Source organism: Mucilaginibacter sp. OK098, from assembly GCF_900142915.1.
Lineage (GTDB): Bacteria > Bacteroidota > Bacteroidia > Sphingobacteriales > Sphingobacteriaceae > Mucilaginibacter.
In genome coordinates, this window is sequence record NZ_FRCM01000009.1 from 147,935 (window position 1) to 164,682 (window position 16,748).

A 16,748-nucleotide genomic window follows, 5' to 3' on the forward strand; every position below is an offset into this window, starting at 1 on the left:
CGCGTTTAGGTAGCACACATACTATGCAGCAAAATGCTTAGGGTACGCAAAAGCTTAATAGTTTATGGTTACCAAAAAATTACGTTAGCGATAGAAACGGATACCGGCCTGAGCCTAATGCCTGCAGCCGTATGAGCAGAAAGCGCGCCCTCGCTTCCATCACCAACGGAAAAACCACCCAAATCCCCCTCCCAAAACCTACTCAACTCATTCAACCCAATCAACTAAACCAACTAATTCAAAAAAATATAACAACATGTTCTTACAAAACGTATCTTTGCACCCCGACAAGAAGATTACCCGAATTGCGGAATGCAGGATACACAATTTCGGAAGTTTTAAGTTGGCATTTCGCACCAGGCGGTTTTCTTGAATAAAAAAAGAACATGCCCAAAGACACCTCCATAAAATCCGTTTTAATTATTGGTTCAGGCCCTATTATTATAGGCCAGGCCTGCGAGTTTGATTATGCCGGTTCGCAAGCCGCCCTCTCCTTAAAAGAAGAAGGGATAACCGTATCTATCATTAACAGCAACCCTGCTACCATAATGACAGACAAGGTTATAGCCGACCATGTTTACCTGTTGCCCCTAACCAGCGACAGCATTGAAAAGATCCTTAAAGAACAACAGATTGACGCCGTGCTGCCAACAATGGGCGGCCAAACTGCGCTTAACCTTTGTATTGAGGTTGCCGAACGCGGCATCTGGGAAAAATACGGGGTAAAGATTGTAGGCGTTGATTTAGCCGCAATTGAAAAAACCGAAAACCGCGAGGCTTTCCGCCAGTTGATGGTTGATATTGGCGTAGGTGTTGCGACCTCGAAAATTGCCAACTCGTTTTTAGAAGGTAAAGAAGCTGCGCAGGAAATTGGTTTCCCGCTGGTTATTCGCCCAAGCTATACACTGGGTGGTAAAGGCGCCGGCTTTGTACATAAAAAAGAAGATTTTGATGCGGCGCTAAGTCGTGGTTTACAGGCATCGCCAACGCATGAGGTTTTGGTGGAGCAGGCCGTGTTGGGCTGGAAGGAATATGAGCTGGAATTGCTGCGTGATAGCAATGATAATGTGATCATCATCTGTTCTATTGAGAACTTCGATCCGATGGGCATCCATACCGGCGACTCAATCACCGTTGCCCCGGCAATGACCCTGAGCGACCGATGCTATCAGGATATGCGTAACCAGGCCATCCGCATGATGCGCGCCATTGGTAACTTTGCCGGCGGCTGTAACGTACAGTTCTCGGTAAACCCCGCCGACGAGGCAATCATCGCCATAGAAATTAATCCGCGGGTATCACGTTCATCAGCCCTGGCATCAAAAGCTACAGGTTACCCTATCGCTAAAATAGCTGCAAAGCTGGCCATAGGTTACAACCTTGATGAAATAGAAAACCAGATCACCAAAACAACCTCGGCTTATTTTGAGCCAACGCTTGATTACGTGATCGTAAAGATCCCCCGCTGGAACTTTGATAAATTTAAAGGCGCTAACCGCGAGCTTGGCCTGCAGATGAAATCTGTTGGTGAGGTAATGGGCATAGGCCGCAGCTTTATTGAGGCTTTACAGAAGGCTTGTCAGAGTTTGGAGATCGGCCGCGCCGGTCTTGGTGCCGATGGCCGCCAGAGCCGCAACCTGGAAGAAATTATGCACAGCCTGGAGCACCCAAGCTGGGATAGGTTGTTCCATATTTATGATGCGCTAAGCCTGGGTGTGCCGATTGAATCAGTAAGAAAAGCTACTAAAATTGACCGCTGGTTTTTAAACCAGATTGCCGATGTGGTGAATTTAGAGAACGAGCTTCGGAGATATTCATTAAATAACATCCCTGAAGAGTTTCTTTTCACCCTGAAACAAAAAGGATTTTCGGATACCCAGATAGCTTATATATTGGGCAACGTAACCGAGGAAGATGTTTACCAGCGCCGCAAAGCATTGGGGATGCACCGGGTTTACAAAATGGTGGATACCTGCGCGGCTGAGTTCCCCGCAAAAACACCTTACTACTACTCAACCTACGAGGGCGAGAACGAATCCATCGCATCAGACAAGAAAAAGATAATTGTATTAGGCTCGGGCCCTAACCGCATAGGCCAGGGTATTGAGTTTGATTACAGCTGCGTGCATGGCTTGCTTGCCGCAAAAGAATCAGGCTTCGAAGCGATCATGATCAACTGTAACCCTGAAACAGTATCAACCGACTTTAACATGGCCGACAAGCTATATTTTGAGCCGGTTTACTGGGAGCATGTGCGCGAGATCATCGAGCTTGAAAAACCTTACGGGGTAATTGTTCAGCTTGGCGGACAAACAGCCTTAAAGATGGCTGAAAAAATGCATGAGCATGGCATCCGGATAATAGGCACATCATTTAATAATATGGATATTGCCGAAGACCGCGGTCGTTTCAGCGATCTTTTAAAAGAGCTTGATATTCCATACCCTAAATATGGTGTTGCCGAAAGCGCTGAAGAAGCCATTGAAGTCGCACATGAGGTAGGTTACCCGGTACTGGTTCGCCCAAGCTATGTATTAGGCGGGCAGGGTATGAGCATTGTTATTAATGATGAAGACCTTGAAAAAGCGGTGGTTGGTTTATTAAAGAATTTACCCGGCAACCGTGTGCTGATCGATCATTTCCTTGACCGTGCCGCCGAAGCAGAGTCTGACTCGATAAGCGATGGTGATGATGTGCACATTGTAGGTATTATGGAGCACATAGAACCCGCAGGCATCCACTCAGGCGATTCATTTGCCGTGCTGCCACCGTTCGACCTGTCAGACAATGTAATAGCCCAGATAGAAGAATACACCATTAAAATAGCAAACGCCCTTAATGTGATAGGTCTGCTTAACATCCAGTTTGCCGTTAAAAACGATAAGGTCTATGTGATAGAGGCTAACCCGCGTGCATCACGTACGGTACCGTTTATTGCAAAAGCATACGATGTGCCTTACATAAACATTGCCGCCAAAGTGATGCTGGGTGTAAATAAATTAAAAGACTTTACGATAGAACGCAAATTATGGGGTTATGCCATAAAAGAACCTGTGTTCTCCTTTGATAAATTCCCGGAAGTAAATAAGGAGCTTGGCCCCGAAATGAAGTCAACCGGCGAGGCTATCCGTTTTATACCAAACCTGCAGGACCCCTACTTCAGGCATCTGTATAAAGAAAAATCAATGTACTTAAGCAGATAGCAGCTTATTAAGCTATTCGATTAAAGTTTACCGGTGTTGTTTTGGCGCCGGTAAGCTATGGTTTCATTTAGTGAATTAGTTTTGAAAGTTAACTCTAAAAATAACAACCCGGTCTTCAATTTAAACACTGTTGATCCGGAAGATATGGATGATGTGCTGAGGAAGATCCAGAATTCATTTGATATCAGGCTTGTAAATGAAGACCTCAGGGAGGTTAAAACATTTGGCAGCCTTTGCGATACCATAGTTGAAAAAGTGAAGCATAAAAACGGGGATGGCTGCACCACACAGCAGGCGTTTTACAAGCTCAGGAATGCTATTAACGCCACAATTACTGCCGATAAGGAGCTGATAAAGCCGCAAACCCGCTTGTCTGACATTTTCCCGAGGGATACCCGTTTACAGGTTATTGCCGAAATTGAAAAGGAAATGGGCTTTAAAATGAACCTGTTAAAACCAAAAGGGTCTGTGGTATTCGCATTTTCACTGATCCTGGGTGTATCAATCATCGGGTTGTTCTTTTACCCGGCAATAAGTGGCGTCGGCCTTATAATAGCTGCCGCGGGCTTAATCCTGGCCGGCAAGTTTGGTAAAGAAATGCCCGTAAAAACCTTGGGCGACCTTGCCGAAAAAATTGCCCGGGAACATTACCGTAACTGCCGCCGCACCGCATCAACCGTAAACCGTACTGAAGTTAACGAAAAGGTAAAAGCACTTTTTGTACATGATTTGTACCTTGAACCTTCCGTATTAACCCGGGACTCGAAGTTCAACTAACGACAAGTGCAGAGTATTTTAATAAGCATGTCATAGAGTAATAAATCTCTGTGACATGCCGGTTAACCCTCCTATTGATTTAGCTATTTCTTAAAAACCTTTTACCCCATTCACCCTTCACCTTTCGCCTTTCAGCTTTCACCTTTCCCTCTCCTTATTCCACCATCAGCCCTTTTACCTCAAAAGTAAGTCTTCGTTTAGGATTCGTTTTAACAGCGTGCTGCTTTTTCCCGGAAGTGGTATCGCCTGCAAAGTGCTGCAAGTCATCGGCAATAAATTGTTTTTCAGCTATGCCTTCGGCAACTATACATTTACCTTTTAATGCGGCAGGGATGGTAATGTTATAAATTTTAAAATGGGCTGCTATAACTTTTCCATTACCTGCATCAATGGTAAACCAGCCGCCCTTTTGTTTGGTAACATTTAATACCCGCCCCTTAACCGTTGTGCTGATCCGCGTTTTTTTACCCATAAAAGCTTCCAGCTTTGCAGCATCCAGCATAGCGCCGGTATCGGGCTTTGTGCCGTAGACCGTCCCATGGGGCAGCGGTGTTTGTTTTTGTGCGAATGCGGACAAGGAAAACAGCAGGCCAAAAAACAAGGATAATAATTTCATGATATTAATATTTTAGGGACTATGTGTACAACAATAAGAACGCAGGGTGGTTTTATAAAAAATGAGCTGTATATCCAAAAATCGATAGCATGCTTGTTTCTCCATGGAAGAAGTAAATCGTGCAGTACGATTTAGGACAGATCTCCGTGTTAATATTTGTTAAATTTTCCCCCATTTATAATATGAATGATATAATTGCAGTTGATTAATAAAACAATTAGCGCAAGCTGCATGAATTAAACTTTACATCCTTATCTATTTATTTGCATGAAAACCCCCTATTTCCGCAAAATCTTTTTGCCTGCACTATTTTTATCCCTTGTATTTTTAGCTAATAGCTGTAAAAAGAGCGATACCACCACTACTACTGCCGGAGCTGCACCAACTATTACCACCGCAGGGTTGATCATCAACCTAACATCAACAACGGCACAAAGCGGCGGAACAATTACCGACGAAGGCGGCAGTTCGCTAACGGCAAACGGTGTGTGCTACAGCGCAACCAATAAAACACCTACCATAACCGACAGCAAAACGACCGAAACGCTTAGCACCAGCGGCTCACTCCCCATTATATTTACGAGTAACCTGTCGGGTTTAACGGCCGGCACTACTTATTATCTAAGGGCTTACGCCAGTAACAGCAACGGCACGGCATATGGCAGCGTTGTGCAGTTTACCACAAGCACAGGCCTTAGCGGCATAGTAACCGCAGTAAGCACGCTGGCAGGCAACGGAACAGCCGGCTATGCTGATGCCTCCGGTTTAAGCGCCCAGTTCAATAACCCGCAGGGCATTACGGTTGATGCATCCGGGAAAATTTATTTGTCTGATTCCTACAATAACCGCATCCGCACAGTTACCGCCGCAGGTTTGGCAAGTACCCTTGCAGGCAACGGAACAATTGGTTATAATGAAGGCAGTGCCTTAAGCGCTGAATTTTATGGCCCTAACGGGATAGCGGTTGACGGACAGGGAAATGTTTATATAGCTGATTTGGGAAACAATGTTATCCGCAAGATCACCGCGGGAGGTATAGTGAGCACTTTTGCAGGTAACGGCACTGCCGGATTTGTAAACGGCACGGGTACATCAAGCGAGTTTAACAACCCTGCAGGCATTGCTATTGATGCATCAGGAAATATCTATGTGGCCGACCATGGCAATAACGCTATCCGCAAAATTACTTCGGCAGGCGTGGTAACCACCCTTGCCGGCTTTAAAACGGGAGGGTATATAAACGCTACAGGAACAGCAGCCGCATTTGATAACCCGAATGGCGTGGCTGTAGACGCTACAGGCAACGTTTATGTGGCCGACCAGGGAAATTCTGCCATCCGAAAAATCACTTCGGCAGGCGTGGTAACAACCATAGCCGGTGGGCCAACACAAACCGACCTGATCAATTACCCGGCAGGCATAGCGCTTGATGCGCAGGGCAATATTTACATTGCTGATGAAGGTGGCCGCATAATGGAATGTACCACCACCAACGTGCTGTATATTTTAGCAGGAAGCTTAAATACGCCCGGATTTGTAAATGGGGCAGGTACAGCGGCCTTGTTCAATAACCCGCAGGCAATAACCGTTGACGCATCAGGAAATATTTACGTTGCCGACCAGGGTAATAATTGTATCCGTAAGCTAACGGTTGTGAAAACACCGTAACAGAGGTGAAAGCAAAAAGACCAAAGCAGAAAGCTTTTTAAGCTTTGGTCTTTTTGTTTCATACAGTAAGAGAGATGTGAAAGCAGGGGCTTTTTAAGCTTTGGTCTTTCAGCTTCACACCGTAAGAGAGGAAGTTTTTAAAACTTCGTAATTCTTTCTTCAGAAATTTATAGTTAATGATAGCTGGTGAATATAAACGCTGCCCGTTTGTTGACGAGTCTGTTGCTTATAAACTCCGTCGCTTAACAAATAATGCCAGGTTTCTTTTGTATCCGGATCAATAATAATATACTCCGCAACGCCATTGCGTTCATATAGTTCCAGCTTTCTTTTTTTATCGTGCTGGATATTTGTTGATAAAATCTCAATAAGCAGATTAGGCGCGCCATAGATGCCTTTTCTTTGGATCATAGAAGACTTTTCGGCGCTGATGAAAATAATATCCGGTTCAACTACACTCTGCTCACTATCAAGATAAACATCACATGGGGCTACAAAAACTTCGCCTATTGGTTTTTTGTTAATTAATGATTTAATTTCAAAAGTTATATTAAGTAATATCCTTTGATGATCGGTTGTAGGTGAGGGCGACATATATAATACATTATCAATTACTTCGCACAAAGTTCCCTCAGGGAGCATATTGAATACTTCCATCGCTGTACGAGGTATGTCGAGTACGTTTTTCATATCAATACTAATATACAATTAACTATATTAATAGCAAAAAGTTAGCCTAAAAATAAGTTTGACCGTTCTAACCTTTCATCCTTTATCTTTAACCTTTCAGCTTAGCCAGCGCATAAAACAGCCCGGTGCAATGCAGTGCCTGGGCTATTTTATTATCGGCCAGCAGCTGCTTAACTTCATCAATGGTAAAGGTTTCAACAATAAGGTCTTCATGTTCGTCAAATTGCTGGTCCTGCACTTTTTTGCCGCCGCGGGCAAGGTAGCACGATGTTTGGTTGTTGGCGGTTGATGGATTGGCATATACGGTGCACAGCAGCTCAAAATCATCAAACTGGTAACCGGTTTCTTCCAGCAATTCACGGCGCAAGGCGGTTACGTCAGATTCTCCCTCTTCAATTACCCCTCCAGGGATTTCGAGCGAAACAATGCCGGCGGCATGGCGGTACTGGTGTACCATTAAGATCTTATTGTCGTCAGTAAGGGCAACGGCATTTACCCAGTTAGGATATTCTAAAACGTAATAATCTTCAACAATACGGCCGTCGGGCATTTCACAACGGTCTGATCGCAGTGTGGCCCAGGGGCCTTTATGGATATAGTGGGATGAAAGTTTTTTCCAGGTAAGTTGATGGTTCATTGTTCATTGTTCATTGTAGAACGGGGCGAATGTAAGAAATAGCCCCTTTAGTTCATAGCAATTGGTTCATAGTTCATGGCCGGAAAGGGTATCGTGATTAGTTCATGGTTGATAGCCGAAGGAAAAGTGCAGCTACCTTGATCTATGAGCCATCAACCATGAACCCTTCCGCAACCGCAGCTACTATGATCCATGAACCATCAACTATGAACCCTTCTTCACCAACTCCCGCTTGATCCGCCGCCGCCAAAATCGCCGCCGCCAAATCCGCCGAAACCACCACCGCTGTCGCCGCCCGATGAACCGCCGCCAAAGCCCCCGCCACCATCAGAGAAACCACCCCATCCGCCGCTGCCCCGGCCAAGCATAGCGCCGCCAAGGAACCACCAGAACGGACTTGCACCGCCACGGCCACCAATAATGTGCCCGCCACCACCACCGCGCCTGCTGAATACGATAATGAGGATCACCACCACAATAATTACAATAAACCCAATGGGGCTGCCATCATCACTGGTTTGTTTAGGCTTTTTACTTGCCTTATACTCGCCCTTCATGTATTGCATCAGCTTGGAGGTACCGTCATCAAGTCCGCCATAATAATCGCCTTGCTTAAAGCGCGGGGTAATATCGTTTTCAATTATTTGGTGTGTAGTAATATCCGGTACAGCGCCTTCAGCGCCATAACCTGTTGATATGGCTACCTTACGGTCGCCTATAGCCACCAGCACCAGGATGCCGTTATTTTTGCCCTTTTCGCCAATGCCCCATGCCCGGCCAAGTTTCTGACCAAACTCATTAATATCATAAGCACCAACTGATTTAATAATAACAATGGCAATCTGGGTTGATGTAGAATCATTAAACTGTGCCAGCTTGGCTTCCAGAAGGCCCCTTTGCTCATCAGTAAGCGTTTGGGTATAGTCGGTAACCAACGTGGTTGATTTTGCCGGCAGCTCCTGTCCAAAGGCTATAAAGCCCATCAGCAGCAGGTTAATAAATAAAATGAGTTTTTTTAACATGGGTTTATGTTTATTCGCCATCCATAAAGGCTACATCGTCTGATAGTTCATTATTGCTGTCGGCCAGGTGCGGAAAGAATTTTTGCAGATGCCCGCCGGATATTTCAAGCCCGGTAACAATGCCGTCAACCAGGTTGCCATACTTAAAATTTTCCAGCATCTTTTCTTTGGTATCGTCCCAAAAGTTAGCGGGCACCACTTTATTTATACCGGCATCGCCAATAATGGCAAACTTACGGTCTACAGTGGCCACATAAATAAGCACGCCGTTACGCAGCTTGGTTTTATGCATGTCAAGCTGGTGAAAGTATTTGGCAGCACGGTCAAGCACATCTTCACTGCAGGTTTTCTCAATACAAACGCGGATCTGCCCCGAAGTATGCTTCTCGGCATTTTCAATTGCGGTGCGGATGCGTTGCTGCTCCTCTTCGGTAAATACTGCCATACTGTTTATGATTACACTGATTTTTTGAGAATGATTACACCGATATAGTAATATGATTACACTGGTTTTAGGATGATTACACTGATTTACGCAATCGGTGTAATCATTTCCCTGATCGGTGTAATCACAAAATCATTAAAAAGCTACTTTAGGCGCCTTATCTGCTCCGGCTTCTGCGGTAAAGCTTCCCTTTTCGTTAAAGCCGAATAGTTTGGCAGTTATAACAGCCGGGAATGAACGGATAGACGTGTTGTAATCCTGTACGGCGCTGTTAAAATCAAGCCGGGCAACGTTTATCCGGTTCTCTGTACCTTCCAGCTGGGTTTGCAGCCCTATAAAGTTTTCGTTTGATTTTAAGGTTGGGTAGTTTTCCGATGCAACCAGCAAGCGGCCCAAAGCCTGGCTTAACTGTCCCTGTGCGGCCTGGTATTTCTGAATAGTTTCAGGGTTCAGCTTTGAAGCGTCAACCTGTATGGAGGTAGCCTTTGCGCGGGCCTCGGTAACATCAACCAATGTGCTTTTCTCAAAGTTGGCAGCGCCCTTTACGGTAGCAACCAGGTTAGGGATCAGATCGCTGCGGCGTTGGTATTGCGATTGTACATTACCCCATTTTGCCTTTACAACTTCGTCTTTGGTTACCATGCCGTTATAACTGCATGACCCAACCAAACAGATCACAATAATGATCCCTAATACTATTAATAAATTCTTCATGTTTTGTCTTTTTTAGGATTTAGTAGTGTGAATTTACAAATTTAGATAACAAACCACATACCGTTGTTACAAAATCTGTTTTACATGCCAACGTGGCAACATCGTGTTTTGGTAAATGTAACGAAAAGTTACCGCTGATTAGTTTGATTTTGGGATTGCGTTGATTATTCTTTGTAACGCCTGGAATCCCCCATTACAATCATTACACGCGTAACAGTGAAAATCAGATAATCCTTTAATCAAGCAAATCAAGGTTCAAAAACAACAAATCCCGCACAATTTATACTTAAGTACAAACTATGCGGGACATTGAATTATAATTCTAAAACGATACGAATCCTAAAATCCTATCAATCTTAAAAATCTTAGTTGTTTACCACTTGTTACCCCAGGGGTCCTGGATATTATATTGCTTAAGCACATCGGCGGGTACGCCGTCCCATTTGCCGGGGGCGTTGCCTACATAGCCCAGGTCTTCGATGCCCATTTTGGTGGTGAAGAAGCCAGATGCGGTTAAATCGCGCATGCGGTTAAAAAAGGATACGCCCTGTGCCATTTCGGGTTTTGCTTTTTTTGGATAGGCAATTGCCGTTACCATCTCTATCTGCTGGGTACTGCTTGCATCAACAAATGTTTTGCCGTAACGGTTTAAGCATTGCAGGTCAAGCCAGCGCAGGCCACCACGCATAGGCGTTTGATGCTCAGGCATATCTTTTACAATAAACTCTATAAAAGCAGGCACCTTGGCGTCTGATGCACTGCCTGAGCGGGCATCTTTGGGGATAATAATATCGCCAAGCACGGTAATGGTAGCCATCTCATGGTCGTTAAAAAACTTGTCGGCATTAAGCTTTTTATCGCGTTCAACCTCAAATGGCTGGCGGCCGGCCTCATCGGCGGCAGGGGCAGCTTTATCGGTATTTTCTTCGGCTAATTTATTGCTGTTTGGCTTACAGGCTTCTAATAACATCCCTGTTGAAAGGGTGCCGAAGCCTATAGCCTTTAGTGTGTCGCGTCTGTTCATGTTGTTATAACTGATTAAACGTTTGTTTTTTTACGTTGAGATAAAATGTATTCGGCAGTACGCATGCTCAGGGCAAGGATTGTCCAGGTGGCGTTTTTATCGCCCTGCTGTACAAACGGACCGGCATCAACCACAAAAAGATTTTTACAATCATGCGCCTGGCACCATTTGTTCAAGGCTGATTTTTTTGGATCATCGCCCATCCGCACAGTACCCACCTCGTGGATGATCATCCCCGGGGCCTCCAAGCCATAATTGCTTTCTTTACCTGCCGGCGGACCATAAATGGCACCGCCCATATTATGCATTATCTCCTGGAAAGTATCCTGCATGTGCTTGGCCTGCTGGATCTCGTAATCGCTCCATTTATAGTTGAAACGCAATACCGGGATCCCGAACTTATCCACCACATTCGGGTCAATTTCGCAATAGTTATCATAGCGTGCAATAGCGGTTCCACGACCAGCCATTCCAAAGCCTGTTCCGTAAAAACGACGGTAATCATTCTTTAAATCAGCGCCAAAGCCACCGGCTTCCTTCATTTTACCATCTTTGCCCGGCACAGCGCCGTTCATGTTCTGGATACCGCCGCTAAAGCCATAACCCGGCATGTGTAAGCCACCGCCAAATTCAATATGGTATCCGCGCGGGAAATTCAATTTTTTATTGTCATAAACCCATGGGCCGTAAATGTGCACACTGCCTACGCCATCTTCATTGTAGCGTTTACGGTCCATCAGTTCAGGCAGCCAACCACCTGCGCTTGATCCGGTTGAGTCATGCAGGTAACGGCCTACCACGCCGCTGCTGTTTGCAAGCCCGCCGGGATGCCGGGCTGATTTTGAGTTAAGCAGCAACCGTGCAGATTCGCCCGCACTGGCACCTAAAATTACGATACCTGCCTTTACCTGGTACTCCTGCATATCCTCCTTGCTGATGTATGATACCCCTGTTGCAAGGCCATTATCATCAGTCAGTACTTCACGCACCATCGCATTAGGAATAACTTTTAAGTTGCCTGTTTTTATAGCCGGGATAACCAGGCATGATGATGACGAGAAATCGCCATAAATTTTACAGCTGCGTCCGCATTGCCCGCAAAAAAAGCAAGCGCCACGGTCTTTATTACCCGGCAAAGCCTCGGTAAGTACTGAACCACGCCCTGCAATTACCTTTACACCGGCTTTTGCCGCGCCTTTTTTAATAAACAGCTCGTTAAGCCTTGGCTTTGGCGGCGGAAGAAAGATCCCGTCAGGCTCATTTGGCAAACCTTCAACAGTGCCGTAAACCCCAATCATGCGGTCTACCTTATCGTAATAAGGTTTTACCTCGTCGTAGGTTATTGGCCAGTCGTCGGTTAGTCCGTCAATATGATGGCCTTTAAAATCATCAGGCCCCATGCGTAACGAGATGCGCCCCCAGTGATTGGTGCGGCCACCCAGCATGCGCGAGCGGAACCAGTGAAATTCTGTTTTATCTTTAGTAGTATAAGGTTCGCCTTCAATTTCCCAGCCACCGTAAGCAGCGTCAAAATCGCCAAAGTAGCGGGTAGTCCCTGCCCCTCTGCGGGCCGACTCATACGGCCATTTAAGCTGTGCTGAATCTTTAGCCGGGTCAAAGAACGGGCCAGCTTCCAGCATCAAAACCTTTAAACCGGCATTAGCCAATACATAACCTGCCATGCCACCGCCGGCACCCGAACCTACAACTATTGCATCATATACGGTTGACGACTTTTTTATTTGTATATCGTTATTCATTTTGTTTAGTCAATTAGTCATTGGGCATTAGTCATTGGGCATTGGTGCATCGGTATTCCTACTAATGACTAATGACCATTGACTAATGACTTTTTTAAAGTTCTTTGATCGAAATGTCTTTAAAGCTAACTACTGCGCCATGATCCTGCAGGGCTATGTGGCCTTTAGGATAGGTGGCAAAGCTTTTCCAGGTTTTAAACTTACTATTATTTATTAATTCCTGCCACTCAGGGCTGCCAATTTTTACATCAACTGTTTTTGTGCCATTCATCCAAAAGGTAAGCTGGCCATTATCCTTACGGATCTTTATTGCATTCCACTCGCCGGCAGGTTTGGCGGCGCTTGAAGGAGCTTTCAGATCGTATAATGAACCGGCAAGGTGGGTTGCTTTTTTATTATCCGAAGCTTTTTTATCATCCAGTACCTGCATTTCAATGCCTGTTAAATAAGTTTCATTAAATGACGGATCTTCATGAATGCCGAAAATTATCCCGCTGTTGCCACCTTCGGCAATTTTCCAGGTTACTGAAAGTTCATAGTTTTCATATTCCTTATCAGTAACAAGGTCGCCCTGGCCTTCTGCTTTCGGATCAAGCTGTAAGGCGCCGTCAACCACTTTCCATGCACCCGGCCCGGTTTTTAAATAGCTGTGCCAGCCGGTAGTGGTTTTACCATCAAATAATTTTGTGGTTTGCGCCATAAGTGAACAATTTACAGCAGTAAATGCCAGGATACTTAACAGAACTTTTTTCATGTTGTTAATTTAGTTTGGTTTTTGTTAGGTGTATTGCTGTAATACATACATTTATTATCCAAAGAAACGGAATACAATGATAGGTATTACAATGGGTAGTAAAATTATAATAATTTTCTGTTTGATGAAAAAACAGCGGGAATATTGTTACAGAGGAGTCGGAAAAGTCCGGAAGTCCGGAAAGTCCGAAAGAAGGAAAGGTCTGGAAGAAGGAGTTATGGATTGGTTGAAGATTTGCGGCGAGGCCTGTTTATGTAAAAACAGTCATTGAGTTCAACCTCTTCCTACGAAACAATTGTTTTAAAAAGCTTATTTACAGGCATTTATTTTTCTTTCGGTCTTTACTGACTTTCCCGGCTTCCGGACTAAAAATAATCACACTCTTTGGTAGGCCTTTAACTCCTCCTGGGTTATTAAGCGATAACGGTCTTTCAAACACTTGGCGCAGAAATATCTTTTAATGGGAAGAAAGAACAAAAAATTGCGCCCTATCCAATTACGTTTTTTTTCAAAATGATAGGGGGCTGAACATTTAGAACATCTTAGTATCTTTTTTTGCATCGGCTTTATTTATATTGCACGGGCTATAGTAATATTAGTTTAAAGGGTCGCGAAAATACACTTAATCTCCAAAAAAATATATAAGTAATGCAATTTTTACAATTGCCTATCAGATAGCACCTTAACGCTAACGAATGGTTTTATATTCAAAGCCATACTAATTCAGGTAAATAATTTCATTTTTCTTTAATGCTTATTGTTAATATCATTTATTATATTTGATAAGCCCTATTCGCCAATTGATTACCAGATTGTTATGAAAAAAGTATCCAACATCCTAGCCCGTAAGGGTAGCAGCGTGATTGCCATTGATGGCGGCACCACTGTTTTAGACGCATTGAAGCTAATGGCCGAGAAAAATATAGGATCGGTGGTTATTACGGAAGACGGAGCCTACGCCGGCCTGCTTACCGAACGTGATTATGCCCGCAAGGTAATACTGCAGGGAAAATCATCGCTCGAAACACAGGTAAGGGAAATTATGAGCACGGAGTTTCCAAAGATGATCCCCGAGAATTCGGTGGAAACCTGTATGCATGTAATGAGCGAGAACAACCTCCGTTACCTGCCTATTTTCAGGGATAACACGATGTGCGGCATTATTTCCATCAGCGATGTGGTTACAGAAACCATCCTCTCGCACGAGGAAACTATTGAGCAATTGAAGAGTTATATCCAATCATAAATATATCCGTTCCATCAGCCCTGGATCAAAGTATATTTTATTGACCTATAATGGCTGATTTAACCGAGGGCAAATTAAACAACCGTTTTTTTTATTTCGACCTTCTTAGGGCGCTGGCAATTTTTGCGGTAATAATCCTGCATAACTCTGCCGATGCGGCCGGTCAATATGGCAAAATATCAAATTCCGACTGGCTTTCGGCAGCCTTTTATAACGGGCTAACCCGTTTTTGCGTGCCCATGTTTGTGCTGCTGAGCGGATCTTTATTGTTGAAGCAAAACAAGGATGTATCTATTAAAGAATTATTCAGCAAGCGTTTGCCCCGGTTAGTAATTCCGCTGTTGGTGTGGAGCGTTATTTATGAGCTGTTTCAATTTTATACCGATAAAGGCTATGGCAACTTTAACCTTATTACAGCGCTGAAAACCTTTTACCAGGGTCCGCTGGTTTTTCATTTTTGGTTTTTATATATGATGATAGGCATCTACCTCATATATCCCATATTAAATGCATTTATCCGTGGTGCAACAAAAAGCAAGGTGCAATACTTTATTGCTGTATGGTTTATTGTTAACTGTATTTGCGGAGCTATCGGGCTCGTCTCCGGGTTAAGCATTGGCATTGAACTATATAGCTTTACGGGCTACGCTGGCTATTTTGTGTTAGGCTATTATTTAAACAGCCAAAGTTTTACAAAGCGGCAGTTAAATTTTATTTATATAGCATGTGCAGCTGCATTTATTACATCCATAGCCGGCATTATACTGCTGCAAACCGCCCACGAAAAAGGCTTTAACGACCTTATTGAAAGTGATTTTACCCCCGATATTCCCTTTGCATTGGCAGGGCTGTTCCTTTTAGTAAAAAATCATGTTTTCACGCCGCAACAAACTTGGTTTAAAGGCTTGGTAACCCAAATAAGTAAAGAAAGCTACGGTATTTATATTGTGCATGTACTGTTTGTGCGCCTGTTGTTTGATAAATTATACCTCCACATTGATTTTAAAAACCTGAGCCTGCTTTGGGTGATCCCGATAAAAGCTATAGCAGTACTTATCCTGTCTTATGGGTTAACAAAGCTGATAAGGATAGTGCCGGGATTGCGAATGACGGTGTGATCCCGCTTCGTTTGCAGGCGAAAAAGTTAACCACAGAGTTAACAGAGGAAGCACAGAGGCCGCAGAGAAATTCACTCAAACCTCCGTGTACTTTGCGCCCCCTCCGCGGTAAAAATCAAAAAGCTTTTAAATCCGAAATGTCAATCTCATAAATACTCCTCATCCCGTTTTTGGTGGAGTGCATCAATTTGTTAATTGCATCGGCTGTTACTTTACCATCTTTATATACTGGCCTGTCAGTAATTTCTCTAAAGGATGTAAAATACAGGGTTTTATTATCGCGTGATAATCCCGGTGCGCCGTCATTGCCCTGGGTATTTATTTTCGACCCCATGTTGATGGGGGCTGTCCAGGTGGTATCTTTCTTGAAGGATACCCACAAATCACCTGAACCTACTCCTCCATTGCGGTTGGGGCTGCAAAAGATGATAAAGCTTTCATCGCCGGCAATAACCGGGTCAAAATCAATATACTTTTTATCGTTGAACGGCAGCTTTTCGGGCGGCAGGTATTGCCCATCCTTAAGCTTACAAACATAAATATCCGCATCAGCAATGCCATCTGATGAAAAGAAATAAGCATTCCCATTATCAGCAAGCGACAGGTAAGTGGGCTTAATCTCAGGCGGTACCGGCAAAATGAACGGAATGGGATCTGAAACTACCTTGTCACCATCCAGTTCCACATAATAATAATGATACGCGTAATCTTTAAAAGGCGCGCCTTTAAATGGCCTGTCTGATGCAAAATACAGCCGCTTGCCATCAGCAGATACAAAGGGGTCGGTATCGCGGTAGGTGCCGGTAAAGCCTACGGGTTTGGGAGCAGTCCACCCATGCTCCGCCTGGGTAGCGCTAAAAATGACGATGTACCCGAAATTTATGCTAGCCTTGCTAAAATATACAGTTTTACTATCAGGTGTAAAAGAAGCATTAAAAACAAAATCACCTGTAGAGATGATACCCTTGCCAAAGATCCGTGCGGAATCCTTAAGTGTAATAGTTTTAACATCCTGTGCATAGGTTGTGATATAGGTTAGTAACAATAAGATAAATAAGATCCTTTTCATGAGCT

General features: G+C 44.3%; 15 protein-coding genes. 5 read left to right on the forward strand and 10 right to left on the reverse strand.

Features of this window, described 5'->3' with window-relative positions:
- Positions 1-386 precede the first annotated feature (386 nt).
- Together carB and BUE31_RS26610 are read left to right on the forward strand one after the other, a co-directional pair.
- Positions 387-3,203 (forward strand): carbamoyl-phosphate synthase large subunit, encoded by a 2,817-nt coding sequence (carB, locus tag BUE31_RS26605; protein ID WP_073406908.1) that lies wholly within the window; start codon positions 387-389, stop codon positions 3,201-3,203.
- An 81-nt stretch (positions 3,204-3,284) separates the two neighbouring features.
- Positions 3,285-3,980, forward strand: a complete 696-nt coding sequence (locus BUE31_RS26610) for a hypothetical protein (protein ID WP_143167273.1) — start codon at positions 3,285-3,287, stop codon at positions 3,978-3,980.
- A gap of 154 nt (positions 3,981-4,134) precedes the next feature.
- Here the strand turns inward: BUE31_RS26610 and BUE31_RS26615 are convergent, their stop codons facing one another.
- Entirely contained in the window at positions 4,135-4,596 is a 462-nt protein-coding gene (locus tag BUE31_RS26615) for a DUF4920 domain-containing protein (RefSeq protein WP_073406910.1), read from the reverse strand.
- A 267-nt stretch (positions 4,597-4,863) separates the two neighbouring features.
- Here BUE31_RS26615 and BUE31_RS26620 point away from each other — a divergent pair, with 267 nt between their 5' ends.
- Positions 4,864-6,264 carry an NHL repeat-containing protein gene (locus tag BUE31_RS26620; protein WP_073406911.1) on the forward strand — a complete coding sequence of 467 codons (1,401 nt, stop codon included), beginning with the start codon at positions 4,864-4,866 and terminating at the stop codon, positions 6,262-6,264.
- A 159-nt stretch (positions 6,265-6,423) separates the two neighbouring features.
- Here the strand turns inward: BUE31_RS26620 and BUE31_RS26625 are convergent, their stop codons facing one another.
- The 8 genes from BUE31_RS26625 to BUE31_RS26660 form a co-directional block, all read right to left on the reverse strand.
- The gene (locus BUE31_RS26625) at positions 6,424-6,954 is read right to left on the reverse strand and encodes a Uma2 family endonuclease (protein ID WP_083620372.1); all 531 of its coding nucleotides are present in this window, start codon (positions 6,952-6,954) and stop codon (positions 6,424-6,426) included.
- Between the two features lie 88 nt (positions 6,955-7,042).
- Positions 7,043-7,591, reverse strand: a complete 549-nt coding sequence (locus BUE31_RS26630) for an NUDIX hydrolase (protein ID WP_073406913.1) — start codon at positions 7,589-7,591, stop codon at positions 7,043-7,045.
- Positions 7,592-7,809: 218 nt separating this feature from the next.
- Positions 7,810-8,613 (reverse strand): TPM domain-containing protein, encoded by an 804-nt coding sequence (locus tag BUE31_RS26635; RefSeq protein ID WP_083620415.1) that lies wholly within the window; start codon positions 8,611-8,613, stop codon positions 7,810-7,812.
- 10 nt (positions 8,614-8,623) lie between these two features.
- Positions 8,624-9,058, reverse strand: coding sequence for a TPM domain-containing protein (locus tag BUE31_RS26640; protein ID WP_073406915.1), 435 nt, complete (start codon positions 9,056-9,058; stop codon positions 8,624-8,626).
- Positions 9,059-9,193: 135 nt separating this feature from the next.
- A complete protein-coding gene (locus tag BUE31_RS26645) occupies positions 9,194-9,772 on the reverse strand; it encodes a LemA family protein (protein WP_073406916.1) in 579 nt (192 codons plus the stop codon).
- 373 nt (positions 9,773-10,145) lie between these two features.
- The gene (locus tag BUE31_RS26650; RefSeq protein WP_073406917.1) at positions 10,146-10,796 is read right to left on the reverse strand and encodes a gluconate 2-dehydrogenase subunit 3 family protein; all 651 of its coding nucleotides are present in this window, start codon (positions 10,794-10,796) and stop codon (positions 10,146-10,148) included.
- A gap of 14 nt (positions 10,797-10,810) precedes the next feature.
- Complete coding sequence (locus tag BUE31_RS26655; RefSeq protein WP_073406918.1) at positions 10,811-12,556, reverse strand: GMC family oxidoreductase; 1,746 nt, start codon at positions 12,554-12,556, stop codon at positions 10,811-10,813.
- A gap of 94 nt (positions 12,557-12,650) precedes the next feature.
- The gene (locus BUE31_RS26660) at positions 12,651-13,310 is read right to left on the reverse strand and encodes a 3-keto-disaccharide hydrolase (protein ID WP_073406919.1); all 660 of its coding nucleotides are present in this window, start codon (positions 13,308-13,310) and stop codon (positions 12,651-12,653) included.
- Between the two features lie 817 nt (positions 13,311-14,127).
- Here BUE31_RS26660 and BUE31_RS26670 point away from each other — a divergent pair.
- Positions 14,128-14,556 carry a CBS domain-containing protein gene (locus BUE31_RS26670; protein WP_073407054.1) on the forward strand — a complete coding sequence of 143 codons (429 nt, stop codon included), beginning with the start codon at positions 14,128-14,130 and terminating at the stop codon, positions 14,554-14,556.
- 50 nt (positions 14,557-14,606) lie between these two features.
- On the forward strand, positions 14,607-15,674 hold the full coding sequence (locus tag BUE31_RS26675; RefSeq protein ID WP_073406921.1) for an acyltransferase: 1,068 nt from the start codon (positions 14,607-14,609) through the stop codon (positions 15,672-15,674).
- Between the two features lie 115 nt (positions 15,675-15,789).
- Here BUE31_RS26675 and BUE31_RS26680 read toward each other — a convergent pair whose 3' ends face one another.
- On the reverse strand, positions 15,790-16,743 hold the full coding sequence (locus tag BUE31_RS26680) for a PD40 domain-containing protein (protein WP_073406922.1): 954 nt from the start codon (positions 16,741-16,743) through the stop codon (positions 15,790-15,792).
- Positions 16,744-16,748 lie beyond the last annotated feature (5 nt).